The organism is Catellatospora sp. KI3, from assembly GCF_029948125.1.
In the GTDB taxonomy this organism is placed as follows: Bacteria; Actinomycetota; Actinomycetes; order Mycobacteriales; family Micromonosporaceae; genus Catellatospora.
Genome location: NZ_JASAMB010000001.1, coordinates 286,879 through 310,926 on the forward strand (window position 1 = coordinate 286,879; position 24,048 = coordinate 310,926).

At 72.3% G+C, this 24,048-nt stretch carries 24 protein-coding genes; 8 read left to right on the forward strand and 16 right to left on the reverse strand.

Features of this window, described 5'->3' with window-relative positions; all coding sequences use genetic code 11:
- Nucleotides 1–28: 28 nt before the first annotated feature.
- Nucleotides 29–727, reverse strand: coding sequence for an SDR family oxidoreductase (locus QEZ54_RS01330; RefSeq protein ID WP_281302571.1), 699 nt, complete (start codon nt 725–727; stop codon nt 29–31).
- A gap of 114 nt (nt 728–841) precedes the next feature.
- On the opposite strand from QEZ54_RS01330, the gene QEZ54_RS01335 reads away from it, so the two are divergent.
- Nucleotides 842–1,492 (forward strand): helix-turn-helix domain-containing protein, encoded by a 651-nt coding sequence (locus tag QEZ54_RS01335; RefSeq protein ID WP_281302572.1) that lies wholly within the window; start codon nt 842–844, stop codon nt 1,490–1,492.
- A 133-nt stretch (nt 1,493–1,625) separates the two neighbouring features.
- Here the strand turns inward: QEZ54_RS01335 and QEZ54_RS01340 are convergent, their stop codons facing one another.
- The 5 genes from QEZ54_RS01340 to QEZ54_RS01360 form a co-directional block, all read right to left on the reverse strand.
- On the reverse strand, nt 1,626–2,645 hold the full coding sequence (locus tag QEZ54_RS01340) for a methionine synthase (RefSeq protein ID WP_281303013.1): 1,020 nt from the start codon (nt 2,643–2,645) through the stop codon (nt 1,626–1,628).
- Nucleotides 2,645–3,724: a tRNA 2-thiouridine(34) synthase MnmA gene (gene mnmA / locus QEZ54_RS01345; RefSeq protein WP_281302573.1), complete on the reverse strand. Its 1,080-nt coding sequence runs from the start codon at nt 3,722–3,724 to the stop codon at nt 2,645–2,647. The genes QEZ54_RS01340 and mnmA overlap by 1 nt, the downstream gene beginning before the upstream one ends.
- A 341-nt stretch (nt 3,725–4,065) precedes the next feature.
- Nucleotides 4,066–5,235 (reverse strand): cysteine desulfurase family protein, encoded by a 1,170-nt coding sequence (locus QEZ54_RS01350; RefSeq protein WP_281302574.1) that lies wholly within the window; start codon nt 5,233–5,235, stop codon nt 4,066–4,068.
- A gap of 124 nt (nt 5,236–5,359) precedes the next feature.
- Nucleotides 5,360–6,316: an electron transfer flavoprotein subunit alpha/FixB family protein gene (locus QEZ54_RS01355; RefSeq protein ID WP_281302575.1), complete on the reverse strand. Its 957-nt coding sequence runs from the start codon at nt 6,314–6,316 to the stop codon at nt 5,360–5,362.
- A gap of 14 nt (nt 6,317–6,330) precedes the next feature.
- Entirely contained in the window at nt 6,331–7,110 is a 780-nt protein-coding gene (locus QEZ54_RS01360) for an electron transfer flavoprotein subunit beta/FixA family protein (RefSeq protein WP_281302576.1), read from the reverse strand.
- 240 nt (nt 7,111–7,350) lie between these two features.
- Here QEZ54_RS01360 and QEZ54_RS01365 point away from each other — a divergent pair, with 240 nt between their 5' ends.
- On the forward strand, nt 7,351–7,542 hold the full coding sequence (locus tag QEZ54_RS01365; protein WP_281302577.1) for a hypothetical protein: 192 nt from the start codon (nt 7,351–7,353) through the stop codon (nt 7,540–7,542).
- Nucleotides 7,543–7,612: 70 nt separating this feature from the next.
- Here the strand turns inward: QEZ54_RS01365 and QEZ54_RS01370 are convergent, their stop codons facing one another.
- Nucleotides 7,613–8,413, reverse strand: coding sequence for a GNAT family N-acetyltransferase (locus QEZ54_RS01370; protein ID WP_281302578.1), 801 nt, complete (start codon nt 8,411–8,413; stop codon nt 7,613–7,615).
- Between the two features lie 19 nt (nt 8,414–8,432).
- Here QEZ54_RS01370 and QEZ54_RS01375 point away from each other — a divergent pair, with 19 nt between their 5' ends.
- The 3 genes from QEZ54_RS01375 (at nt 8,433) to QEZ54_RS01385 (ending at nt 9,642) form a co-directional block, all read left to right on the forward strand.
- Nucleotides 8,433–8,828, forward strand: coding sequence for a DUF202 domain-containing protein (locus QEZ54_RS01375; protein WP_281302579.1), 396 nt, complete (start codon nt 8,433–8,435; stop codon nt 8,826–8,828).
- Between the two features lie 85 nt (nt 8,829–8,913).
- On the forward strand, nt 8,914–9,225 hold the full coding sequence (locus QEZ54_RS01380) for a DUF202 domain-containing protein (protein ID WP_281302580.1): 312 nt from the start codon (nt 8,914–8,916) through the stop codon (nt 9,223–9,225).
- Nucleotides 9,226–9,243: 18 nt separating this feature from the next.
- The gene (locus tag QEZ54_RS01385; protein WP_281302581.1) at nt 9,244–9,642 is read left to right on the forward strand and encodes a PLD nuclease N-terminal domain-containing protein; all 399 of its coding nucleotides are present in this window, start codon (nt 9,244–9,246) and stop codon (nt 9,640–9,642) included.
- A gap of 24 nt (nt 9,643–9,666) precedes the next feature.
- Here the strand turns inward: QEZ54_RS01385 and QEZ54_RS01390 are convergent, their stop codons facing one another.
- The 3 genes from QEZ54_RS01390 to QEZ54_RS01400 all read right to left on the reverse strand — a co-directional run bounded on the left by QEZ54_RS01390 (nt 9,667) and on the right by QEZ54_RS01400 (nt 13,561).
- Nucleotides 9,667–10,974, reverse strand: a complete 1,308-nt coding sequence (locus QEZ54_RS01390) for a D-arabinono-1,4-lactone oxidase (RefSeq protein ID WP_281302582.1) — start codon at nt 10,972–10,974, stop codon at nt 9,667–9,669.
- Nucleotides 10,975–11,024: 50 nt separating this feature from the next.
- Complete coding sequence (locus QEZ54_RS01395; RefSeq protein ID WP_281303014.1) at nt 11,025–12,191, reverse strand: alanine racemase; 1,167 nt, start codon at nt 12,189–12,191, stop codon at nt 11,025–11,027.
- 68 nt (nt 12,192–12,259) lie between these two features.
- The gene (locus tag QEZ54_RS01400; protein ID WP_281302583.1) at nt 12,260–13,561 is read right to left on the reverse strand and encodes an MFS transporter; all 1,302 of its coding nucleotides are present in this window, start codon (nt 13,559–13,561) and stop codon (nt 12,260–12,262) included.
- 171 nt (nt 13,562–13,732) lie between these two features.
- Between QEZ54_RS01400 and QEZ54_RS01405 the strand changes: the two genes are divergently transcribed.
- On the forward strand, nt 13,733–15,784 hold the full coding sequence (locus QEZ54_RS01405) for a right-handed parallel beta-helix repeat-containing protein (protein WP_281302584.1): 2,052 nt from the start codon (nt 13,733–13,735) through the stop codon (nt 15,782–15,784).
- A gap of 312 nt (nt 15,785–16,096) precedes the next feature.
- Here QEZ54_RS01405 and QEZ54_RS01410 read toward each other — a convergent pair whose 3' ends face one another.
- The 5 genes from QEZ54_RS01410 to QEZ54_RS01430 all read right to left on the reverse strand — a co-directional run bounded on the left by QEZ54_RS01410 (nt 16,097) and on the right by QEZ54_RS01430 (nt 20,502).
- Nucleotides 16,097–17,737 (reverse strand): acetolactate synthase, encoded by a 1,641-nt coding sequence (locus QEZ54_RS01410; RefSeq protein WP_281302585.1) that lies wholly within the window; start codon nt 17,735–17,737, stop codon nt 16,097–16,099.
- A gap of 59 nt (nt 17,738–17,796) precedes the next feature.
- Entirely contained in the window at nt 17,797–18,570 is a 774-nt protein-coding gene (locus tag QEZ54_RS01415; protein ID WP_281302586.1) for an enoyl-CoA hydratase-related protein, read from the reverse strand.
- Between the two features lie 85 nt (nt 18,571–18,655).
- Nucleotides 18,656–19,033 carry a YccF domain-containing protein gene (locus tag QEZ54_RS01420; protein WP_281302587.1) on the reverse strand — a complete coding sequence of 126 codons (378 nt, stop codon included), beginning with the start codon at nt 19,031–19,033 and terminating at the stop codon, nt 18,656–18,658.
- An 18-nt stretch (nt 19,034–19,051) separates the two neighbouring features.
- Entirely contained in the window at nt 19,052–19,666 is a 615-nt protein-coding gene (locus QEZ54_RS01425; protein ID WP_281302588.1) for a DUF402 domain-containing protein, read from the reverse strand.
- On the reverse strand, nt 19,666–20,502 hold the full coding sequence (locus QEZ54_RS01430; RefSeq protein ID WP_281302589.1) for an ABC transporter ATP-binding protein: 837 nt from the start codon (nt 20,500–20,502) through the stop codon (nt 19,666–19,668). The genes QEZ54_RS01425 and QEZ54_RS01430 overlap by 1 nt, the downstream gene beginning before the upstream one ends.
- A 152-nt stretch (nt 20,503–20,654) precedes the next feature.
- On the opposite strand from QEZ54_RS01430, the gene QEZ54_RS01435 reads away from it, so the two are divergent.
- A complete protein-coding gene (locus tag QEZ54_RS01435; RefSeq protein WP_281302590.1) occupies nt 20,655–21,686 on the forward strand; it encodes an ATP-binding cassette domain-containing protein in 1,032 nt (343 codons plus the stop codon).
- Nucleotides 21,683–22,660 (forward strand): ABC transporter permease subunit, encoded by a 978-nt coding sequence (locus QEZ54_RS01440; protein ID WP_281302591.1) that lies wholly within the window; start codon nt 21,683–21,685, stop codon nt 22,658–22,660. The genes QEZ54_RS01435 and QEZ54_RS01440 overlap by 4 nt, the downstream gene beginning before the upstream one ends.
- A gap of 116 nt (nt 22,661–22,776) precedes the next feature.
- On the opposite strand, the gene QEZ54_RS01445 is transcribed toward QEZ54_RS01440, so the two are convergent.
- On the reverse strand, nt 22,777–23,973 hold the full coding sequence (locus QEZ54_RS01445; RefSeq protein WP_281302592.1) for an ROK family transcriptional regulator: 1,197 nt from the start codon (nt 23,971–23,973) through the stop codon (nt 22,777–22,779).
- Nucleotides 23,974–24,048 lie beyond the last annotated feature (75 nt).

The window sequence follows — 24,048 nt, forward strand, 5'->3', positions numbered from 1 at the left end:
GCGAGCGAGGCGGTCGTCCAGACCCCGGTCAGCCCCGGCCGGCGTACAGGTCGCGCAGGTCGCCGGCGAGTCCGGCCTTGACCTGGCGGCTGAGGTCGTCGCCCAGCACCTCCGGCTCGCCCGCCTCGACGGCGTCGAGCACCTGTGCGGCCAGCCTGTCCGGGGAGGTCTTCGGGCCGTCGACGTGGGCGGCCATCTCGGTGTCGAGATAGCCGACATGCACCCCGACCACGTGCGTTCCCTGCCCGGCCAGCTCGACGCGCTGCGCGTTGGTGGCGGCCCACGCGGCGGCCTTGGCGGCGGAGTAGCCGCCGGTCGACGGCAGCGACAACCAGGACAGCACGGACAGCACGTTGACCACCGCACCGCCGCCGTTGGCGGCGAGGACGGGGGCGAAGGCGCGGGTCACCCGTACCGGACCGAAGAAGTTGGTCTCCAGTTCGCGCCGCAGGTCGTTCTCATCGCCGAGCACGCTGGCGCCGGTGGCGATGCCCGCGTTGTTCACGACCAGGTCCGCGTCGGCGGCGGCGCGGGCGGCCGCGGCGACCGACGCGGGCTCGGTGATGTCCAGCTCCAGCGGGGTCACCCGCGGGTCGGTGATGGTGCTGACGTCGCGGGCGGTGGCGTACACCTTCGCCGCGCCGCGCGCGAGCAGCTCCTCGACGAACGCCTTGCCGAGCCCGCGGTTGGCTCCGGTCACCAGTGCCGTCGCGCCTTCGATCCTCATGTCTGCCTCCTGGGTGCGTCCCTTACGCCCGGGGCAACGGTATACATAACGTATAGCTTCCCCGCTGAGATACGAGTCATATAGCGGCTACCACACGACGGGTAGGGTCGACCCATGGCGAAGCGTCTCTACGGGCAGCTCTGCCCGGTCGCGCGCTCGCTCGACCTGCTCGGCGAGCGGTGGACTCTCCTCATCGTGCGCGAACTGCTGCTCGGCCCGAAGCGATTCAAGGAACTGCTCGCCGTGCTGCCCGCGATGGGCACCAACCGGCTCGCGGAGCGCCTGCAGGCGCTGGAGCAGGCCGCAGTGGTCGTCCGGCGGCCGCTGCCGGGCGCGGCCGAGCTGCGGGCGTACGAGCTGACGCCCGTCGGCGAAGGCCTGCGCCCGATCCTGATCCAGCTCGCCGCCTGGGGCAGCAGCCTGCCGGCGGACGCCGACCTCGACCCCGGCTCGGCCCGCGCCGACCTCATCGCGCTCTACCGCGCCGAAACCCGCCCCGCCGGGCCGGTCGGCGCACCCGCCACCGCCCAGTTCCACGTCGGCGACCAGCTCTTCCACCTCCGCGCCGAAGGCACCAGCCTGCGCGTACGCTCCGGACCCGCGCCCACCGCCGACATCCGGGTGGAGACCGATCTGGACACCTTCCAGCAGCTGGTCACCGCCGAGCTGACCCCGGCCGAGGCGGCCGAACGCGGCTCAGCACACCTGCACGGAGATCCCGAGACGCTGACCCGCCTGCTCACCCTGCTGCGCGGAGCCCCTTGACGTGACCACCGCGCCGCCGCCGCCAGCGGCGCGCTCGCGTGGCCGCAGTTTCGGGGAAAGTGCAGGAAATCGGGCCAGGATTCGTGCACTTTCCCGGAAACTGCACGCACGAATGGCGCCCCGACGCGTCGGGTCACTGCTCGGTCAGGCGGCGGGACGCTTCGTGGCAGGCCTTGAGGAGGGACTGGGCGTAGGCGGGGGTGGCCCCGGCCAGGCCGCAGGTCGGGGTGACCACGACCCGGGAGGCGAGCTGCTCCTCGGCGAACCCCAGGTCACGCCACAGCCGCCGCAGCCGGTCGGCCAGCGCGGCGGCGTCGGGACGGCGCCCGCCCGCCGGGGCGGTGGTGCGGGCGACGCCCGCGAACAGGCCCAGTCCGGCGTCGATCGCCTCGCCCAGCGAGTCCAGCTTCGAGCGGTCCGTGCCGAGCAGGTCCAGGTCGAGGGCGAGGGCGGCGGCACCCGCCTCGCGCAGCAGGTCCAGCGGCGCCTCCGGGGCGCAGCAGTGCACGATCACCGGCGCGCCGACCGTCGAGATCACCGACGCGAGCGTCTCCCGGATCACCGAACGCGGCACCGACCGGTACGTGTGCAGCGTGCTCGCGGTCCGCACCCGACCCGCCATCGCGGCGGGCAGCGACGGCTCGTCGAGCTGGAGCAGCACCGTGGCCCCGGGCACGCGGCGCCGGACGTCGGCGACGTGCGACTTCAGCCCTTCGGCCAGCGACTCCGCCAGGTCGCGAGCCGCGCCGTGGTCGGACAGCATCGCCTCGCCGAGCGGCAGCTCGATGTTCGACGCCAGCGTCCACGGCCCGACCGCCTGGATCTTCAACGCCCCGGTGTACCCGTCCGCCTGCTCGGTGAGCTGGTCGAGGTCGCGGTCCAGGAAGTCGTACGCCCGGCGCAGCTCCCGGCCGGCGCTCGCCGCGACCCGCCACCGGCCGGTGTAGAGCTCGATCGGCAGGCCCACCAGGAACGCGGCGCCGCGCCCGATCATGTCGGCTCCGGGACCCCGCCCGGGCAGCTCCGGCAGGTACGGCAGCTCCGGCAGCTCACCGAGGGTGAACTTCACCGCCTCGGCGATGTCGGTGCCGGGCAGCGAACCGATCCCCGTGGCCGATCCCGCGGGCCACAACGGCTTGCCGGCCTCGGTCATCACGCCGCGCCGGTGATGGTCGCGCTGCCGAGCACGATGTCCCCGCCCGCGTCCGGCCGGTACGCCACCACGGCCTGACCGGCCGCGATGCCGCGCTCGGGGCGCCGCAGCCGCACGCTCATCGCGCCGCCGTCGACCTCCACCACCGCCGGAGCGGGGCGCCCGTGCGCCCGCAGCTGCACCTCGCACTCGATCGGCCCGACCGGTACCTGCCCGGCGGTCCAGACCGTACGCGCGCCGTCCACCTGCGACACCTCCAGCGCCTCAGCCGGCCCGACGGTGACGGTGTTGGTGACCGGGGTGATCGACAGCACGTAGCGTGGCTTGCCGTCGGCGGCGGGACGGCCCAGGGCCAGCCCCTTGCGCTGCCCGACCGTGTACGCGTAAGCCCCGTCGTGGCGCCCCAGCACCTCGCCGCTGCCCGCGTCCACGATGTCGCCCGGCTCGCTGCCCAGGTGCTTGCGCAGGAAGCCCTGGGTGTCGCCGTCGGCGATGAAGCAGATGTCGTGCGAGTCCGGCTTGTCCGCCACGGCCAGCCCGCGCGCGTGCGCCTCGGCCCGGACCTGCTCCTTGGTCGAGTCGCCCAACGGGAAGATCGAGTGGTCGAGCTGCTCCCGGTTGAGCACCGCCAGCACGTACGACTGGTCCTTGGCCAGGTCGACGCTGCGGCGCAGCAGCCCGTCGCCGCCCAGCCGGGCGTGGTGCCCGGTGACCACCGCGTCGAACCCCAGGGCCAGCGCCCGGTCCAGCACCGCCGCAAACTTGATCTTCTCGTTGCAGCGCAGGCACGGATTGGGCGTACGGCCCGCCGCGTACTCCGCGACGAAGTCCTCGACCACGTCCTCGTGGAACCGCTCGGCCATGTCCCACACGTAGAACGGAATGCCGATCACGTCGGCCGCACGGCGCGCGTCGCGGGAATCCTCCAGCGTGCAGCAGCCGCGCGCGCCCGTCCGGTGCGTCGCGGCGTTCTTCGACAGCGCCAGGTGCACCCCGGTCACGTCATAGCCGGCCGCCACCGCCCGGGCAGCCGCCACCGCCGAATCCACCCCACCCGACATAGCCGCCAACACCCGCACGCCGCACAGCCTACCCGCCCACCCGAACCCCTTTTCGGTTGATCATGAACTTATGGACGTGCTCGGCGGCGTGTCCCCACCCTGCCACCGTGATCGACTCTCTCCTGGCAGCGGCACCCCTCGGGTGATCGTGCAGTTTCAGGGAAAGTGCAGGAATCATGGCGCGCTTTCGTGCACTTTCCCTGAAACTGCACGACCCCTCGCCGCCAGGCGCACGGACCCGTAATCGATCACGGCGCTAGGGGCATGACACGCCGTCGAGCACGTCCATAAAGTTCATGATCAACGCGGCGCGGCGCATGCGGGCCCGGGTCGGGGTGGGCGGGCCGGGCGGGGGTGGGTCAGCGGGAGGGGGCGGCTCGGCGGGCGCGGTCGACGGCGGCGGGGAGGGCGGCGATGAGCTGGTCGATGTCGGCGCCGGTGCTGGTGTGGCCGAGGGTGAAGCGCAGCGAGGAGCGGGCCGCCAGAGGGTCGGCGCCCATGGCCAGCAGCACGTGGGACGGCTGGGCCACGCCGGCCGAGCAGGCCGAGCCGGTGGAGACCGCGATGTCCTGGGCGTCGAGCAGCAGCAGCAGGGCGTCGCCCTCGCAGCCGGGGAAGCCGAAGTGGGCGTTGCCGGGCAGCCGGGCCGGGGCGTCGGGGTCGCCGGGGCGCGGGCCGTTGAGCACCGCGTCGGGCACGACCGCCAGCACCCGCTCCACCAGCTCGTCGCGCAGCGCCGAGAGCCGGTGCGCCTCCTGCTCCTGGCCTTTGACGGCGTGCTCGACCGCGACCGCGAACGACACGATCGCGGGCACGTCGAGGGTGCCGGAGCGTACGTCGCGCTCCTGCCCGCCGCCGTGCATCAGCGGCGTGCACGGCACGTCGCGGCCGAGCAGCAGCGCGCCGACGCCCTGCGGCCCGCCGAGCTTGTGGCCGGTGACGGTGAGCGAGGCGGCGCCGCTGGCGGCGAAGTCGACGGGTACGTGCCCGACGGCCTGGATCGCGTCGGTGTGCAGCGGCACCCCGCGCGCGGCGGCGAGTGCGGCCAGCTCCGCGACGGGCTGCACGGTGCCGACCTCGTTGTTGGCCCACATCACGGTGACCAGTGCGACCGCGTCGTCCAGCGCCGCGGCGGCAGCCTCGGGCCGGACCCGGCCCGTGGCGTCGACCGGAAGCCAGACGACCTCGGCGCCCTCGTGGTCGGCCAGCCACTGCACGGTGTCGAGCACGGCGTGGTGCTCGACGGCGCCGGCCAGCACGCGGTTGCGGCCGCCGTCGCGGCGGGCCCAGTACATCCCCTTGACGGCGAGGTTGTCGCTCTCGGTGCCGCCACTGGTGAAGATCACTTCGGACGGCCGGGCGCCCAGCATGGCGGCGATGCGCTCGCGCGACTCCTCCACCCGGCGGCGGGCATGGCGACCAGGGCCGTGCAACGACGACGCGTTGCCGACCTCGCGTGCCGTGGCTACATAGGCGTCGAGCGCCTCGGGCAGCATCGGCGTCGTGGCTGCATGATCAAGGTAGGCCATCTCGCCGCCAAGCCTAGCCGTACCGGGCGGCGGGCGTACTCCTGGAGTGTGCTCCGTCGCGGGGTGGGACGAGCGCGGGCCCGGTCGCCGAGGTGCGGCGGCCGGGCCCGGAGCGGGGTCACGTTCAGCGACGCTTGCGGATCTCCTCCGACGCCTGCGGCACGACCTGGTTCAGGTCGCCCACGACGCCGAAGTCGGCCAGCTCGAAGATGGGCGCCTCGGTGTCCTTGTTGACCGCGACGATGGTCTTCGAGGTCTGCATGCCGGCCCGGTGCTGGATGGCGCCGGAGATGCCGACCGCGACGTAGAGCTGCGGCGACACCGTCTTGCCGGTCTGCCCGACCTGGAACGCGTGCGGGTAGAAGCCGGAGTCGGTGGCGGCGCGGGAGGCGCCGACGGCCGCGCCGAGCAGGTCGGCCAGCTCCTCAATGATCTTGAAGTTCTCCGCCGAGGCGACACCGCGCCCGCCGGAGACCACGATCGACGCCTCGGTAAGCTCGGGGCGCGCGCCCTTGGCCTCGGCGACGCGCTTGACCACGCTGGCCAGCTTGTCCGCATCGGACAGCGTGACCTCGACCGCCTCGACGGCCGGGGTCGCGGCCGCCGGGGTCGGCGTCAGCGAGTTCGGGCGTACGGTGACCAGCGGCAGCCCGCGCGTCACCTTGGACTTCACGATGGTCGACCCGGCGAACACCACCTGGGTCGCGGTGCCGTCGGCGGTCAGCTCCACCACGTCGGTGAGCAGGCCGTTGTCGAGCTTGACCGCGAGCCGGCCGGCGATCTCCTTGCCCTCCTGGGTGGAGCCGATCAGCACGGCGGCCGGGGTGGCCCGCTGCACCAGCTGCGCCAGCGCGGTGGCCTTCGGGGCCACCAGGTGCCCGTCGATCTCCTCGCTCTCCGCGGCGTAGATCTTCGTCGCGCCGTACTCGCCGAGCTTGTCGGCCAGCGCGGCGGCCGTGCCGGGGGCGCCCAGCACCACCGCGGCGGGCTCGCCCAGCGAGCGCGCCAGGGTCAGCATCTCCAGCGTGACCTTCTTGACCGCCCCAGCGGCGGACTCGACGACTACCAGTACCTCAGCCATGTCGGGCACGCCTCTCAGACGAACTTCTCGGACGACAGGTAATCGACCAGCGCGACGCCGCCCTCACCGCTGTCGGTGACCTTGACACCGGCGCTGCGGGCCGGGCGCTTGCTGTGCGACAGCACGGTGGTGGCCGAGCCGCCCCAGCCCACCTGGTCGGCGGAGACGCCGAGGTCGGCCAGCGACTTGGTGTCGACCGGCTTCTTCTTGGCCGCCATGATCCCCTTGAACGAGGGGTAGCGCGGCTCGTTGATGGTGTCCCACACGCTGACCACGGCGGGGGTGGCGGCGGTGACCACCTCGTACCCCTCCTCGGTCTGGCGCTCGACGGTCAGCTGCGCGCCCTCGACGGTCAGCTTGCGCGCGCCGGTCAGCGCGGCGAAGCCCAGCCGCTCGGCGAGCATGTGCGCCATGACCTGGCCGCGCGCGTCGGTCGCCTCCGCGCCGCAGATGACCAGGTCGGGCGAGAGGGTGCCGATCGCGGCGGCCAGCACCCGGCTGGTGCCGAGGTAGTCGGTGCCCGGCAGGGCGTCGTCGAGCACGTGTACGGCACCGTCGGGGCCCATGGACAGCGCCTTGCGGATGGACTCGGTGGCCCGGTCCGGACCCATGGTCAGCACGGTCACCTCGCCGCCGTGCGCCTCCTGCAGCCGCAGCGCCTCCTCGATGGCGTACTCGTCCATCTCGTTGATGACGTTGTTGGCCGAGGCGCGGTCGACGCTGTTGTCGTCCGCGCGCAGGTTGCGCTCGGCGCCGGAGTCCGGCACCTGCTTCACAAGTACGACGATCTTCATCGCGCTCTGACGACCCTCCTGAGTTGAACGGACGTTCATGCCCTCGCCGCAGCCTGTCTGCTCCAGAGCCGACGGTCAAGCTCGACCGGCTGTGACATTTTTGCGGGCCAGACAAGGTTACCAGTGAGTAAGTTAGTGATTTCCACCCCGTGGACCCAGCAAACGCTCACCTATAGTGACCGACTTCACCCTGCCATACCGACAATCCCGTACAGTCGGGGTGAGCAGGAGGTGTCAGACATGGCCCTACAGACCACACCTCTATCGGGCAACGTACCCGCCGACGCGTGCGACGCCACCCCGACCGCCGCCGCAGAGCACCACCGCCGACCAGCTCCCGACGACCATCTCTGCACGTGCGGCCACCTGCGCGACGACTGCGTCCGCGACACGATCCGCGCCCTCTGGGACCTGCCCGCGCGTGCGCGGTGAGTTGCGGTTTCGGGGAAAGTGCACGAATCCAGTCCAGGATTCCGGCACTTTCCCCGAAACTGCACCCTGCCTACCGGGGTGACCAGACGTAGGGGGTGGTGGTGGTTACGGAGAGCAGGCCCAGGCGGTTCAGGATGGGACGGCTGTCGGAGGACGCGTCCACCTGGAGGTAGGTGTAGCCGCGGGCGATCGCGCACTGGGCGCGGTACGCCACCAGCGCCTTGTAGATGCCGCGGCCGCGCCACTGCGCCAGCGTCGAACCGCCCCACAGGCCCGCGAACTCCGTGCCGGGCACGTACCGGATCCAGCCCGCGCTGACGACCTCGCCGTCCGCCTCGGCCACCAGCACGGTCAGCGAGTCCGGGTCGGCGGCGAGCTCCTTCTCCAGGCCGTCGGCCAGCCACTGCCGGTCCTCGTTCCAGACCGCCTCCTCCATCGCCGCGATGCGGTCGATGTCGGCGCGGGAGGTCACCTCGCGCAGGGTCACGCCCTCGGGCAGGACCGGCGTCCGGGCCAGCGGCTCGGCCGGGCCGATCACCACGGTCTCCGGCTCCTCCGGCTCGAACCCGGCCGCGATGAGCCGTTCGGGCAGGTCGGCGGGCAGGTCGTGGCCGTGCAGCTTCCATTCGAACCGCTCGCCGCGGGCGGCGAAGTAGTCGCGCTGGCGGGCGATGAGCGCGTCGAGCTCGGCGCTGCCGAGGCCGGACACGTCGCGGTAGGTCACGAAGCCGCCGTGGTCGAAGCCGACCATGCGGAGCAGCGGACCGTCGTGCTCGACGGTCACTCCGGCGGGCAGGATGGGGGGCACGTGGGCGCGCAGCTGCGCGTCGTACGCCACGAGCAGGGCGTCTGGGTCAAGTTGTGGAGTCATCGCCCGCGATACTAGGAAGGTGCTGGCTAGGGTACGCAACTGGTTTGATCCGCGCGAAGTACGCGAAGTGGGTACCACACCCGATTATCGCTTCTCCCTCGCCAACGAGCGGACCTTCCTGGCCTGGATCCGTACCGGGCTGGCCCTGATCGGCGGCGGCCTGGCCGTGGCCCAGTTCCTGCCCCCGCTGGCCGTGCCGCACATGACGAAGGTGCTCGGCGTCGCGATGATCGTCATCGGCGCGGGCTGCGCCCTGCGCGCGATCGACCACTGGATCCGCTGCGAGGTGGCGATGCGCACCGGCCGGCCGCTGCCGCCCTCGCGCTTCCCGGCGGTCCTGGCCGTCCTGGTGGCGCTGGGTTCGCTGGCGCTGCTGGCCGAGGTGCTGATCGACGTCGTCTTCAAGCGCGGATGAGCGGCCTCGGGCGGTCTGGCCCGCGCCCCCGGCAGCACGTGGATGACGAGCGACACCGGGGCGCCGGCCGACCCGGGAACGCCGCGTGAGCGCCGCACCGGGCGACCCCGGCGCCCAGGCCGAACGCACGCGGCTGGCGTGGCGGCGAACGGTTCTTGCGGCAACGGTGTGCGCGCTCCTGCTGGTACGGCTGAGCGCGCTGCGAGGGCTGGACGTCGCGGGCGCGGTGGGCCTGTCACTGACCGCGCTGGTCTGGCTGGCGATGCTCTGGGTGGCGCAGCGGCGCATCCGGGCGATGGAGGTGGCGGACCCGGGCGGGGTCGGCCGGGCGCTCACCGCGGTCGCGCTGTCGTGTGTCGGATTGGGTCTGCTCGGGGTACTGCTCATCCTCGCGTGAGGCTCTAATCTCTACGCCGTGACGCGTATTTGGCTCTTCATCTTCCTCGCCGAGATCGCGCTGACGGTGGCGGCGCTGATCAGCTGCCTGTCCGCCGAGGAGGGCCAGATCAGGGCCCTGTCGCGCGGCATCTGGATCGTCATCATCCTGCTGTTCTCGCCCATCGGCGCGATCGCCTGGTTCGTCGCCGGGCGCGAGCAGCGGCCCCGGCCGGGCGTGTGGCGGCCCGGTGCGGGCTTCCCCGAGGCGGAGCGGCCGCGCCAGGTGGCGCCCGACGACGACCCGGAGTTCCTGCGCCGCCTGGCCAAGGAGCAGAAGCAGACCGCCGACGCCGACCGCGAGCTGCTCAGCAAGTGGGAGATGGACCTGCGCCGCCGCGAGGACGAACTCCGCAAGCGCGAGAACCCCGAGGGTTGACCCCCGGAGGGGTGACGGGAGCCGTCAGGCTCCCAGCACCCGGTCCAGGTAGTCGTTGGCGAAGACCCGCTGGGGGTCGAGCTTGTCGCGGACGGCCCGGAAGTCGGCGAAGCGGGGGTACGAGGCAGCCAGGCTCTCCGCGTGCTGGGTGTGCATCTTGCCCCAGTGCGGCCGCCCGCCGTGCGCCCGGAAGATCTGCTCGGCGTAGGTGAAGTACAGGCCGGGGTCCTCTTTGTAGTACCGGTGGATCGCCACGTAGCCGGTGTCGCGGCCGTGCGCGGTGGACAGCCACAGGTCGTCCGGCGCCGCCGCGCGCACCTCGACCGGGAACGAGATCTTCCAGTTGTTCTGGTTGATCAGCCGGTCCAGCGCCCGCAGCACGTCGGGCACCTCCTCGCGGGGCAGCGCGTACTCCATCTCGCGGAAGCGCACGTCGCGCTTGGTGGTGAAGACCGAGGTGGAGACGTCGGTGAACTCGCGGTTGTTGGTGAGCTTCTGCGCCAGCCGGTTGATCGGCGGGATCAGCCCCGGCACGGCCTTGCCCAGGCCGCAGACGGCCGAGAACAGGCTGTTGGACATGAAGTCGTCGTCGAGCCAGCGCTTGAACGAGCCCAGCGGCGCGCTCGGGGCGTCCATCGGCAGCCGGGTGTTGGTCTTGGTCAGCGCCGTGGTGGTGTGCGGGAACCAGTAGAACTCGAAGTGGTCGGGGCCGGTGGCCCGCTCCTCCCACGCGTTCAGCACCGCCGCCAGCGGCTCCGGCTTCTCCACCGCGTGCAGCTTGAACGCGGGCACGCACTGCACAGTCACGTCGACCAGCACGCCGAGCGCGCCCAGGCCCAGCCGGGCGGCGTCGAGCAGGTCGGCGTTGTCCTCCTCGTCGACGACGAGCAGGCTGCCGTCGGCGGTGGCCAGGGTGACGCCGGTGATCTGGGTGGCCAGGCCGCCGAAGGCGGCGCCGGTGCCGTGGGTGCCGGTCGAGGTGGCGCCCGCGATCGTCTGGGCGTCGATGTCACCCATGTTCTGCAGCGCCAGGCCGTACGGGGCGAGCAGCTCGGGCAGGCGGTAGAGGTGCGTGCCGGCGGCCAGGGTGACGCGGTTGCGTGCCTGGTCGACGCGGACCACACCCTGCAGGTTGCGCAGGTCGAGCTGTACGCCCGGCGCGATCGCGATGCCGGTGAAGCTGTGCCCGGCGCCGATCGGCTTGACCCGCAGCCCGTCGGCGCGCGCGGCGGCGATCTCCCGCACGACCTCGTCCGGGCTGCCCGGATACGCCACCCGCGCCGGGGTCACGCTCTCGATCCGGCTCCAGTTGCGCCAGACCCTGCCGCTCACAGTGCCGCCTGGGTTCGCACCTGCGGGGCTCGCAAGCTCACTCCTCGTGCTCACAGAAACGCCTTCCCCTCACCACGGTACGTGGCCACCGAACCGGCGACCCGCTCCCCGTCCACCACGTACAGCTCGTTGACGTGCTCGCTCAGCTCGCCCGCCTTGGTGTGGCGCAGCCACACCCGGTCCCCCAACTCCAGTCGCCGGGCTGCCTCGCCGGTGACCGGGGTCTGCACCTCGCCCGCCATCTCGCGGGCGACCATGCGCAGCCCGGCGGGCCACACCGGCTGCGGCAGCCGGTCGGGCGCGGGCGGGCCGGAGGCGATCCAGCCGCCGCCGAGCAGGGTCACCCGGTCGGGCGCGGGGCGCCGTACGACCGGGAGCGCGAACGCGGCGGCGGGCGCGGGCGAGAAGTGGGCGTAGTTGTCGAACAGGTGCGGGCCGAACAGGCCGGATCCGGCCGCGACCTCGGTGACCGAGGCGTCGGCGCCGCTGGACTCCAGGCTGCCGGTGCCGCCCGCGTTGACGAACTCCAAGTCGGCCAGCTCCCGCACCGCGGCGACCGCCTCGCCGCGGCGGCGGTGCAGTTCGGCCGTGGACGAGCGCTGGATCGCGCGGACCAGGGCGCCGCGCAGGGGCTGCCCGACGGGCTTGTTGCCCAGGCCCGCGATCTGCGCCTCGTACCCCATCATGCCCACGAGCTGGAAGCCGGGCCGCTTGACGACCTGCTCGGCCAGCTCGCGCGCGTCGGCGGCGCGGTGCACCGGGGAGCGCCAGACGCCGATGTGGCCCAGCAGCGGGCTCTTCCACGAGGCGTCGAGTTCGAGGCAGACCCGGATCGGGGCGCGGCGGTCCGGCGCGACCACGGAGTCGATCAGGTCCAGGTGCGCGACGGAGTCGACCATGACGGTGACCCGGCGCGCGAGCCGCTCGTCGGCGGCCAGCGCGGCGTACGCGGCCCGGTCGGCGCTGGGGTAGCCGACCACGACGTCGTCGATGGTCTCGGCCAGCCACAACCCCTCGGCCAGCGTGTACGCGAGCACGCCGTGGTAACCGGGCAGCGCCAGCACCGCGTCGAGCACGGCCCGTACCCGTACCGACTTGGAGGCGACCCGGATCGGCACCCCGGCGGCCCGGCGGGCCAGGTCGTGGGCGTTGTGCGACAGCGCGGCCAGGTTCAGCGCGCCGAAGACCGGGTCGAGGTGCGCGGTGGCCGCGTCCATTCCCGCCCAGTACGCGTCCCGGTCCTGCCAGGGCTGCCGGTCCGTGGGCGGGTGCAGGGTCAACGCGGTCAACGCACACTCCTCACCGGCAGCACGGCGAGCGCGCCGAGCACCGAGACGACTCCGGACACGAGGTACAGCACCCCGAATCCACCGAGATAGGCAACGACGGCCGCACCCAGCAGCGGCGCGACGGCCTGCGGGACGGCGGTGGCGATGTTCATGATGCCGAGGTCCTTGCCGCGCGCGGCCGGGTCGGGCAGCACCTGGGTGGCCAGCGCCTGATCCACCGACAGGAAGCAGCCGTAGCCCAGGCCGAGCAGGCCCGCGCCGACGGTGGCCACGGTCAGGTTCGGGAACAGCGCCAGCAGCAGCGCGGCGATGCCCTGCAGCGCCGAGGAGATCAGCACGAACAGCTTGCGCCGCCCGATGCGGTCCGACAGCCGCCCCAGGAACAGCGAGGCGAGCACCACGAACAGCATGTAGATCAGGGTCAGCACCAGCAGCGAGTCCTCGGCGTTCGCCACCTTGACGTGGTACTGGAGGAAGTACAGCAGCAGCGTGGTGCCCAGGGCGTTGCCGATGTTGACCAGGATCCGGCTGAGCAGGGTCCAGCCGAAGTCGGGGAATCGCTTCGGGCTGATCCAGAAGCCGCTGAGCAGCTCGCCGAAGGTCAGCTTCGGGCGCTGCTCGCGGGTGAGCACCGCGTCCTCGGTGAACAGGAACGGGATCACCAGCACGACCAGGAACGCGGCCATCGTCGCGTACCCGGTGAACTGGCCCAGGAAGACGGTGGTGACTGCGACGATGCCGGCGATGGTGCCGACGGCCTGCGGCGCCGAGATCCACCCGGAGACGAAGCCGCGCTGGCCCACCGGCACCTGGTCCGAGATGGTCGCCGTCAGCGCGGCGGTGAGCACGCAGAATCCGACGATAGCGGCGGTCCACCAGGCTCCGATGGCGACGATGCCGTCCTGGCGGCCCAGCATGATGAGCGAGCCGGCGAACAGCAGCGCGCCCGCGGCGATCCACGGGCGGCGGCGGCCGAAGCGGGACACGGTGCGGTCGGACAGGGCGCCGGTCAGCGGGTACGCCAGCAGCGCGAAGAAGCCCGCGATGCCCGACACGACACCGAAAGCCACCACGTTGTCGACCCAGTCGGCGGCCTTGAGCTGTGCCTCGACCTGCACCGGCAGCAGCAGTTGCACCGGGGTCAGCTGGGCCATCCAGATGCCCAGCCAGGCCAGCGCGAACAGGGTGATCCACCGGCCGGTCACCGGCACGGTCGGCTCGGCGAACGGGGCGGGGCGCGCGCCCTCGGGCGCGGTGTTCTCGCTGCTCGCGCTCGCGAGGATGGCCGGTTCGGTCATGGGGGGTCCCTCGGCTGGGGCGGACGTCACGGCGGGGTGCGAGCGGAGCTTAGAGAACTTTTCATGTTTTGGCCAGAGAGCCGCGCCGTGTCGCCTGGACACCCCGACCGGGTGACCGGCGCAAGCCCGACCCCTGGCGCGAATGTGAAACCTTCTCTAGGCTCCGCCGCCATGAAGGCACTCACCCGACTGCTGAGCGTTACTATATTGACGGCCATCGCCGCCCTCGGCGCCCAGTCCGCGGCGTCGGCCCACGAGGAACGACCCACGCGGCCACTCGCCGGTACGGGCACCGTCCCGACCTACCGGACCTCGGGCCCGACCCTGCTGGTGTGCAAGACCGACCCGGCCGACTTCGCCACCCGCATCGCGGGCTTCCCCGTCGAGCTCAAGGCCGCCAACGAGGCCCTGTGGCAGCAGTGCCAGACCGACGGCTACCGGCACCTGCAGGCGGCCGTCGACGCCGCCCAGCTGCCCGGCACCATCATCAAGATGCTGCCCGGCCTGTACCTGGAGGAGCCGAGCCTGGCCCCCGCCACCGGCGAGTGCAAGGCCGTCGAGGACAACGCCACCCGCGGCAAGGTGTACGGCTACCCCGTGCTCACCTGGGACCAGCAGCTGGCCTGCCCGCACCTGGGCAACCTGGTGGCCATCCTGGGCAAGCGGAACCTGCAGATCGAGGGCACCGGCGCGAACCCGCTCGACGTGCTCGTCGACGCGCAGTACCAGAAGCTCAACGCGATCCGGGCCGACAACGCCGACGGGATCTACTTCCGCAACCTGTCCGCCCAGCGCAGCCAGTTCAACGCGTTCTACGTGATGGAGACCGACGGCTTCGTCCTCGACCACACGCTCGGCCGCTGGAACGACGAGTACGCCTTCCTCACCTTCGCCGTCGACCACGGGCTCTACACCGACTGCGAGGGCTACGGCAACGGCGACTCGGCGATCTACCCCGGCGCCGCCTCGAACATCAACAAGGACCGGGGCCACGACGTGCCCCGCTACGCCGTCGAGATCCAGCGCTGCTACGGCCACCACAACACGCTCGGCTACTCCGGCACCGCCGGCGACTCGGTCTGGGTGCACGACAGCGTCTTCACCGAGAACACCGCGGGCATCGCCACCGACAGCGCCTTCCCCGACCACCCCGGCATGCCGCAGAACCACTCGAAGTTCGAGCGCAACGTCATCGCGCACAACAATGTGGACTACTACGGCCACATCGTCGACGGCACCTGCAAGAAACCCTTCGAGCAGCGGGGGTACGAGCAGGGCGTGGTGTGCCCGGCGGTCGGCCTGCCGGTCGGCACCGGCGTGGTCAACCCCGGCGGCAACTACAACATCTGGCGCGAGAACTGGATCTACGACAACCACTACTCCGGGTTCGTCACCAGCTTCGTGCCGGGCTTCGTGCGCAACGACACCAGCTTCGCCGCCCAGTTCGACACCTCGCACCACAACCGCTACCTGGACAACCGGATGGGCGTCAGCGAGAAGGGCGAGTCGCAGCCCAACGGGCTGAACTTCTGGTGGGACGGGCAGGGTGTCGGCAGCTGCTGGACGCAGATGTCCGACACCAACATCCGTACCCTGCCCGCCTGCGGCGACGACGACCTGCCCGCCATCGGCGCGCACCGCTACCTCGGCGAGCCCGGCAACACCCTCAAGATGTACGCCTGCGCCGCGTACGACCAGGGCAGGCAGCACCTGCCGGTCGACTGCGACTGGTTCGGCGCGTACGCGGCCGCGGGCCTGGGCCGGATCGAGGTCAAGTGGGCGCTCGGCGGCGCGCTCGTGCTCGGCCTGCTCGCGATCGGCCTGTACTACCGCCGCCTGCGCGCCTCCCGCCGCGCCCTGCTCGGGCTGCTGCTCGCCGTGGCGGGGCTGACTGTCGGCGTCTTCGGCACCATCGACACCGGCAGCGTCCTGCACCCCATCGGCCTCGCCCTGTACGGCGCGGGCTTCGCGCTGCTGGGCCTGGCCCTGCGCGCCACGGGCACCCGCAGACTGGGCACCACCACGCTGATCGTGGCGGCGCTCGCCCTGCTGGGCGCGATCGACCACGGCCTGATCATGATCCCGTACCTGCCGGTCTCCCCCGCCCTCCTCCGCGTCCTCACCGAGTTCGCCTGGATCCCGTGGGCCCTCGGCGCGGTCGTCATCGGCCGCCGCGCGACCGTCACCAGCCCCACCCCCGAACCGACCCCGACCACCACCTGACCAAGCCCCGTGCCCGCCCCCGCGGCTGTGAGCAGCGGAAGGCACGGCCTGAAATCGACGCTGGCCTATCTAGAGGACGATTCGACGAAATCGGTCTTCTAGATAGGCCAGCGTCAATGCTAAGTGCACCGGGTCGACCACCTCGCCCACACCCAACCGCCCCGACCCGCACCCGCACCCGCACCCGCGCTGACACGCCGTGCGGCGGTGCAGTTTCGGGGAAAGTGCTGGAATCCTGGCCCGGAATCGTGCACTTTCCCCGAAACTGCGCGAAAGGCAGCGCGCCCGGGTCGGGCGCCGCCGCGCGGGGCGTCAGGCGAGGTTCGCCGAGCGGGGGTAGGCGTCGTCGGGGTCGGTGATGACGTTGACCAGGTACGGCACCCCGGCGGCGAAGGCGCGGGTGAACGCCGCGCCGAGCTGGTCGGCGTCCCGCACGGTCTCGCCCGCCCCGCCCATCGCCCGCACCACCTCGTCGTAGCGCAGCGCGGGCTGCAGGTCGGCCGCGACGTCGTAGCCGTACATGGCGCGCATCGGGTGCTTCTCCAGCCCCCAGATGCCGTTGTTGCCGACGACCATGACGACGGGCAGGTTCTGCCGCACCAGCGACTCGACGTCCATCAGCGAGAACCCGGCGGCCCCGTCGCCCATCAGCACACAGATCTGCCGGTCCGGGTAGGTGACGCGGGCGCCCATGGCGTAGCCCATGCCGGTGCCGAGGCAGCCGTACGGGCCGGGGTCGAGCCAGCTGCCGGGTACGGACGGCTCCAGGTAGCGGCCCGCGTACGAGACGAAGTCGCCGCCGTCGCCGATGGTCACCGCGTCGGCGTCGAGCACCTTGCGCAGCTCGCCGTAGACCCGGCTGGGCTTGATCAGCTCGCCGCCCGCCTGCATCTCCAGTTCGTGCTTGGCGGCGGCGGACTGCTCGGCCTGGCGCAGCACGGCGACCCAGTCGGCGTGGTCGGTGCGGTCGCCGGTCCAGTCGGCCAGTCCGGTGAGGATGGCGCGCAGGTCGCCGGCGGGCGACACCGCCACCTGCACGTGCGCGGCCCGCTGGCTCGGCGCGTCGACGATGTGGATGACCTCGGCGGCGCCGAAGTCGCCGAAGCCGAGGCGGAAGTCGAGCGGGGTGCCGATGACGACGACCACGTCGGCGCCGTCGAGGGCCTTGCGGCGGGACTTGGCGAAGGCCAGCGGGTGGCTGGGCGGCAGTGCGCCGCGGCCCATGCCGTTGGCGAAGACCGGCACGGTGAGGGCTTCGGCGGCGGCCCGCAGCGCCTCGACCGCGTCGCCGCCGTACACGTCGGAGCCGGCGATGATGACCGGCCGCTGCGCCGCCGCGATCCGCCGGGCGGCCGCCTCGACCAGGTCGGGGTCGGGGTCGAGCACCGCGACCTGCGGTGCGGCCACCTTGGCGTCGCCGGTGCTGAAGACGACCTCCAGCGGCAGGTCCAGGAAGGACGGGCCGCGGTGCGGGGTGAGCGCGTGCTCCAGGGCGGCGGTGACGGCCCCGGCGATGTCGTCGGTGGCGCCGACGGTGGCCGCGTGCTTGGTCACCGACCGCACGATCGGCAGGTGGTCGATCTCCTGCAGCGAGCCGGACCCCCAGCGGAACTGCGGGGCCCGGCCGCCGAGCACCAGCACCGGCGCGGCGTTGAAGAACGCGCTGGTCAGGCCGGAGACGCCGTTGGTCACGCCGGGGCCGGCGGTGAGCACCGCGACCCCGGGGCGCCGCCGCAGCTTCGCCACGGCCTCGGCGGCGAACACCGCGGTCTGCTCGTGGCGTACGTCGTAGAGCGGGAAGCCGCTGGTGTGCGCGGCGTCGTAGAGCGGGAACACGTGGCCGCCGGAGAGGGTGAACAGCTCACCCACTCCCGCCGCGCGCAGCGCGGCCAGCGCGAGCTGCCCGCCGTGCCCCGAGACCTCGATGCCCGCACCGTCCATCGCAGCCGTCATCACGGCCTCCCTTCGATTGCCGGGAGCCTAACCGGCGCACCGGGAAAGATGAAGAGTTCTCACTTGCCGATGAACTTGGGCGGGCGCCGCTCCACGAACGCGGTCATGCCCTCGCGCCGGTCCTCGGTGGCGAACAGGGCCGCGAACAGCTGCGACTCCCACGCCAGCCCGGCGGCCAGGTCGCGGTCGAGCCCGCCGTCGATGGCGGCCTTGGCGGCGCGCAGCGCCTGGGCGGGGCCGTTCACGTAACCCGCGACCAGCGCCTTGGCCTGGTCGTACACCATCTCGGCGGCGCAGACCCGGTCGGCCAGGCCGATCGCCAGCGCCTCGGCGGCGTCGACCATCCGGCCGGAGAAGATGATGTCCTTGGCCTTGGCCGGGCCGACCAGCCGGGCCAGTCGCTGGGTGCCGCCCGCACCGGGGATGATGCCCAGCTTGATCTCGGGCTGGCCGAGCTTGGCGTCCTCGGCCACCACCCGCCAGTCGCAGGCCAGCGCCAGCTCGCAGCCGCCGCCGAGGGCGTAGCCGGTGATCGCCGCGACCACGGGCTTGGGAATCCGGGCCACCGCGTCGAACGCGCTGCTCAGCGCACCGGCTCGGGCCGACATGTCTACATAGGACATGTCGGCCATCTCCTTGATGTCGGCGCCCGCGGCGAAGACCTTCGGTCCGCCGTAGACCACGACCGCGGCGATCCGGCCGTCCTCGGTGGCCGCCTGCGCGGCGGCGCGCAGCTCCTCCTGCACCTGCACGTTGAGCGCGTTCATCGGCGGGCGTTCCAGCCGGATGGTGCCGATGCCGCCGTCGATCTCCAGGTTGACGAACTCGCCCACCGCGCTGCCTCCTCGTCGAGTGCCGTATGCCGCTTCGAGCCTAACGGTCGCTAAGGCGTCACCGAAGCACCACCGGCGGGCGAGGTCAGGCGCGGGCCACGATCTCGCGCCCCAGCGGCCACAGCGCCGCCGGTACGAGCTTGAAGTTGGCGATGCCGAACGGGATCCCGATGAGCGTGATGCACAGCGCCACCCCGGCGGTGATGTGCATCAGCGCCAGCCACCAGCCCGCCACGACCAGCCACACGATGTTGGCCAGGGTCGAGGCCAGCCCGGCGCTGGGCCGCTCCACGATGTCGTACCCGAACGGCCAGAACGAGTACCGGGCCAGCCGGAACGAGGCCACCCCGAACGGGATGGTGACGATGAAGACGAAGCAGAGGATGCCCGCCAGCCCGTACGCCAGGCCCAGCAGGAAACCGCTGCCGAAGATGAACCAGAGGATGTTCAGGAGCGTCCGCATACCCTTGATGCTGACGCCTCAGGGCAAGGTCGGCGCGAGTTCGTCCCATCCCGCGGGCAGCTGCCGCGGCAGCCAGTGCGGATCGGGCCGCCAGTCGGCCCAGGAGTCGCTCCACCAGCGCTCACCGGCGTCGAGCAGGCGGGCGACCCGGTCACCCTCGGCCTGGATCGCCTCCATCCGCCCCGGGTAGCGCACCGGCCCGGTCGCGGCGAACTCAGCGACGTCCTTCCACTCCCAGCGCGGCGCGCCCGGCGCCCAGTGCAGGTCGAGCTCGTGGTCGAGGGTGTCGAAGCCGATCGCCGTACGCCGGGGGGCGTCCTGGAGGTTGAAGTACCACCCGTTCCAGGTGCGCTGCGGGCCCTTCCAGAACACGAAGACGGCGTGCTCGATGCCCGGGAAGTGCACCGCCAGCATGCCGTGGCCGTGCCACTCCCGCCGCCCCGCCACCTGGTACGGATGCCGCCCGGCCGGGAACACCCCGTGGCGCGGGTACCCGAACCGGGTCCCGCCCGGCAGGTACGTCACCAGCAGGTCGTCGTCGTCCTGCACGCAGATTCCGGCGTACCCGAACCAGACCTCGCCGTGCATGATCTCCCGGCGCACGATCGTGTCGCCGGGCGCGAACCGCCGCATCAGGCCGCGCGCGCGGCGAACCGGCCGCCGGACGAGGTGACCGTCAGCGGCAGCCCGAACGTCTCCGACAGGTGCTCCGACGTGATCACGTCCGGCACCGGGCCCGCCGCGACGATGCCGCCCTCGCGCAGCAGCAGCGCGTGGGTGAAGCTCGGCGGAATCTCCTCGACGTGGTGGGTGACCAGCACGATCGCGGGCGCGTCCGGGTCGGCCGCCAGCTCCGACAGCCGGGCCACCAGGTCCTCACGGCCGCCCAGGTCCAGCCCGGCCGCAGGCTCGTCCAGCAGCAGCAGCTCCGGATCGGTCATCAGGGCGCGGGCGATCTGGGTGCGCTTGCGCTCGCCCTCGGACAGGGTGCCGTACTCCCGCTCGGCGAAGCCGGCCATGCCCCACTCGCCGAGCAGCTGCTCGGCGCGGGCCAGGTCCGTCGGGTCGTACGCCTCGCGGAACCGGCCGACCACCGCCCACGACGCGGTCACCACCACGTCGCGGACCAGCTCGCCGCCGGGGATGCGCTCGGCCAGCCCGGCCGTGGACAGGCCGATGCGGGTGCGCAGCTCGTTCATGTCGACCCGGCCGATGCGCTCGCCCAGCACGTACACGGCGCCCTTGGTGGGGTGCGAGCGCCCGGCGGCCAGGTGCAGCAGCGTGGTCTTGCCGGCGCCGTTGGGGCCGAGCACGACCCAGCGCTCGTCCAGCTCGACCCGCCACGAGATCTCCCGCAGCAGGTGCTTGCCCTGGCGGACGACGTCGACCTGGTCCGCGGCGATCACCAGATCGGGGTCGTCGGCGGCGACTTCGGGTGCGGCGGCAAAGGCGCGGTGCTGTCCTGACACAGCCGTTATCCAATCACGCCCGGCACTGCGCGCGTGCGACCCTGCCAGCCAGATCACACTCGGCGCTGTCGTGGTCCCGTACCGTCACGTGCCCCCACGGATCGACGCGCAGCACGTACCGTGTGCCGATCCCCTCACTACTAGGAGGCGCGTTGACCGCCGTCATCGAGATCAGCGGCCTGCGCAAGACGTTCAGCAGCGTGCGGCGCGGTCGGCAGACCGCCCTCGACGGGTTCGACATGGAGGTGCGCGCCGGCCAGATCCACGGCTTTCTCGGGCCGAACGGCTCCGGCAAGACCACCACCCTGCGAACGCTGCTGGGCCTGATGCGGGCCGACTCCGGCACCATGCGCATCCTCGGCGCGCCGAGCGAGCAGTACGCCACCGTGGCGCACCGGGTGGGCGCGATCGTGGAGAGCCCGGCGTTCTTCCCCGGCTTCAGCGGCCGCAAGACGCTGCAGATCCTGGCCACGGCGGGCGGCGTGCCCGCCGCCCGGGTCGACGAGGTGCTCACCACCGTCGGCCTGCGCGACCGCGCCGAGGACCTGGTCAAAGGCTATTCCCTGGGTATGCGGCAGCGCCTGGCCGTCGCCTCGGCCCTGCTGAAGCAGCCCGAGCTGCTGATCCTGGACGAACCCGCCAACGGCCTCGACCCGTCGGGCATCCACGCGATGCGCACCCTGATGAGCGACCTGGCCGCCAGCGGCGTCACGGTGCTGGTCTCCAGCCACCTGCTGGCCGAGATCGAGCAGGTCTGCGACTCGGTCACCATCATCTCGCGCGGCCGCCGGATCACCCACGGTCCGGTGGCGCAGGTGCTGGCCGGGCATGCCACGGGCGAGTTCCGCCTCCAGGTCGCCGACTCCTCGGCGGCGGTGCGGCTGCTGCGCGACGCGGGCCGCACGGCCCGGGTCGACGGCGGCTTCGTGGTGGTGGGCGGGGTCGACGACCCGGCCTGGATCACGCAGAAGCTGGGCGAGGCCGGGCTGTGGCTGTCCGAGCTCGTCGCGATCGCCCCGGACCTGGAGAGCGTCTTCCTCGACCTCACCGAGACCCGGCCCCGGCCGGGCGAGCCGCCGCAGGTGGAGGACGTGGACACGACCGACGAACCCGCCGCCGAACCGGCTCCGCCGCCGGTCGCCGACTCCCCCGTCATCGACCTCGATTCGAAGGAGCCCGCGTGAACCTCGCGAAGGCCGAGCTGAACCGGCTGCTCTCGCGCCGGTTCGCCAAGCTGATGATGGTGGTGCTGTTCGCGGTCTTCGGGCTGACCGTGGCCGTCATGATGATCGAGAGCAGCCGCCCCTCCGACGAGGCGTGGGCCGAGGCGCGCCAGACGGCCACGGAGGTGCGCACCCAGAACGTACGCGACCACCAGCAGTGCGTGGAGGCGCAGCTGCCGGACAGCGAAGCGTCGCCGGAGCTGCAGGACAAGTTCCGCGACGTCGACTGCGGCGTGTTCGACGCGTCCCGGGTGAAGGACGAGCAGTTCCTGTCGGGCGTGTTCGTGTTCAGCGACGAGATCCCGGGCCTGGTGTACATGCTCGCGGCGTACCTCGCGTTCTTCGGGTTCCTCATCTCCGCCTCGTTCATCGGCGCCGAGATGAGCAGCGGAGGGCTGATCAACCTGCTGCTCTGGCGGCCCCAGCGCGGCACGGTGTACGTCACCAAGCTGGGTGTGCTGCTCGGCGCGCTGGCCGTGTTCAACGTCGGCTTCTCGGCGCTCTACATCGGCGTGTTCTGGATCCTCGCCGCGACCACCGGCTGGGCGGGCAACCTCGGCGGGGAGTTCTGGCCTGAGCTGATCGACCTGACCCTGCGCGGGCTGCTGCTGGCGCTGATCACTTCGGCCTGCGCGTACGCCATCGCCACCATCGGGCGGCACACCGCCGCGGCGCTGGGCGTCTTCGTCGGCTACCTGATCGGCTGGGAGCTGGGCGCCCGGCTCGTCTTCGAGCTGATCAACCTGGACCTCAACGAGCCGCTGTTCCTGACCAGCTACGTGGTCGCCTGGGTGAACGACGGCTTCCGCTACTGGGACGGCTTCGACGGCGACCTGGTCATCAGCGGCGGCACCGGCGCCGCCGTCCTGCTCGGCCTGGCCGCCCTGCTCGTGGCCGGAGGCTACTTCAGCTTCCACCGCCGCGACCTGACCTGACGGGTCCGCGGATACGTAGCGAGGCTGCAGTTTCGGGGAAACTGCAGCCTCGCTCGCGTTGATTCCGGCACTTTCCCCGAAACTGCACCCACGCGCGGGGCGCGGGGCGCGGCCGGTCAGTCGACGGTCGAGCCGAAGACCTCGTCGCGGACGGTGTCCAGGGCGGTCAGCAGGGCGCCGCGCAGGACCGGCTCGTCGGAGACGCCCGTGACGACGACTCGCGGCGCGACCGGGCTGATCGCCGCCACCTCGTGCTGCACCCGCTCGGCCAGCGGGGTGCCGCCCGCGGCGCCGACCTCGCCGGTGAGCACCACCAGCGGCGGGTCGAGCACCAGGCAGGAGGCGGCGACGCCGAGGGCGAGCCGCCGGGCCAGCTCGTCGAGGACCGGGCCGCCCTTGGTGCCGGCCGCGATGGCGGCCTTGACCGCGTCGGCGGCGCTGGGGGCACGGAACCCGTGCTCGCGGGCGACGGCGCGGACCGCGTCCGCGCCGGCGACCATCTGGAACGCGCCCTTGCCGACGCGGCGGCTGACGTCGCGCGGGATCTCGGCGCCGGGCACGGGCAGGTAGCCGATCTCACCGGCGGCGCCGGAGAAGCCGCGGTGCAGGCGACCGCCGAGCATGACCGCCAGACCGATGCCGGAGCCGACCCAGACCAGCAGGAAGTCGCCGACCTCGCGCGCGGCGCCCAGGTGCGACTCGGCCACGGCGGCCAGGTTCACGTCGTTCTCGAACAGGATGGTGGTGTGCAGGTCGTCGCGCAGCGCGGCGGCCAGGCCCCGCTGCCAGCGCGGCAGGTTGAACGCGAAGACGATGTCGCCGCTGTTCGGGTCGACCAGGCCGGGCGTGCCCAGCACTATCCGGCGTACGGCGCTCAGCGGGGCGCCGGCCTGGGCCGCGGCGGTGACCACGGCGTCGTGGACCAGCCGCACCGGGTCGTCGACCCCGCCGCCGCTGTTCTCGGTCTGCATGGAGACCTCGACCCGGCCCACCACCGCGCCGGTGATGTCGGCGCAGGCGGCGATGACCTGCTCGGCCCCCACCTCCACGCCCACCACGTACGCGCTGCCGGGGCTGACGCTGTAGAGCTGCGCGTTGGGTCCGCGGCCGCCCGCCTGCTCACCGACGCGCCGGACCAGGCCGCGCTCCTCCAGGCGTTCGACCAGCTGGGAGGCGGTCACCTTGGACAGGCCGGTCAGCTCGCCGAGCTGCGAACGGGTGAGTGGACCACGCGCCAGCAGCAGCTCCAGCGCGGCTCGGTCGTTGAGCGCGCGGAGAAGTCGGGGGGTGCCTGGTTGTGAAACTGCGGCCATGGTCGATCATCCTAGGTGCTCGGCCGGGTGCGGGCGCGCATACGCCGACACTAGCTTTTAGTTAAGTTTCTTATT

Bases quoted from the DNA above. Each gene is read 5' to 3' on its own strand.
- QEZ54_RS01330 (WP_281302571.1), bottom strand. From the start codon at position 727: ATGAGGATCGAAGGCGCGACGGCACTGGTGACCGGAGCCAACCGCGGG.
- QEZ54_RS01335 (WP_281302572.1), top strand. From the start codon at position 842: ATGGCGAAGCGTCTCTACGGGCAGCTCTGCCCGGTCGCGCGCTCGCTC.
- QEZ54_RS01340 (WP_281303013.1), bottom strand. From the start codon at position 2,645: ATGACCGAGGCCGGCAAGCCGTTGTGGCCCGCGGGATCGGCCACGGGG.
- QEZ54_RS01350 (WP_281302574.1), bottom strand. From the start codon at position 5,235: ATGGCCTACCTTGATCATGCAGCCACGACGCCGATGCTGCCCGAGGCG.
- QEZ54_RS01355 (WP_281302575.1), bottom strand. From the start codon at position 6,316: ATGGCTGAGGTACTGGTAGTCGTCGAGTCCGCCGCTGGGGCGGTCAAG.
- QEZ54_RS01360 (WP_281302576.1), bottom strand. From the start codon at position 7,110: ATGAAGATCGTCGTACTTGTGAAGCAGGTGCCGGACTCCGGCGCCGAG.
- QEZ54_RS01365 (WP_281302577.1), top strand. From the start codon at position 7,351: ATGGCCCTACAGACCACACCTCTATCGGGCAACGTACCCGCCGACGCG.
- QEZ54_RS01370 (WP_281302578.1), bottom strand. From the start codon at position 8,413: ATGACTCCACAACTTGACCCAGACGCCCTGCTCGTGGCGTACGACGCG.
- QEZ54_RS01395 (WP_281303014.1), bottom strand. From the start codon at position 12,191: ATGGACGCGGCCACCGCGCACCTCGACCCGGTCTTCGGCGCGCTGAAC.
- QEZ54_RS01400 (WP_281302583.1), bottom strand. From the start codon at position 13,561: ATGACCGAACCGGCCATCCTCGCGAGCGCGAGCAGCGAGAACACCGCG.
- QEZ54_RS01405 (WP_281302584.1), top strand. From the start codon at position 13,733: ATGAAGGCACTCACCCGACTGCTGAGCGTTACTATATTGACGGCCATC.
- QEZ54_RS01410 (WP_281302585.1), bottom strand. From the start codon at position 17,737: ATGACGGCTGCGATGGACGGTGCGGGCATCGAGGTCTCGGGGCACGGC.
- QEZ54_RS01420 (WP_281302587.1), bottom strand. From the start codon at position 19,033: ATGCGGACGCTCCTGAACATCCTCTGGTTCATCTTCGGCAGCGGTTTC.
- QEZ54_RS01425 (WP_281302588.1), bottom strand. From the start codon at position 19,666: ATGCGGCGGTTCGCGCCCGGCGACACGATCGTGCGCCGGGAGATCATG.
- QEZ54_RS01445 (WP_281302592.1), bottom strand. From the start codon at position 23,973: ATGGCCGCAGTTTCACAACCAGGCACCCCCCGACTTCTCCGCGCGCTC.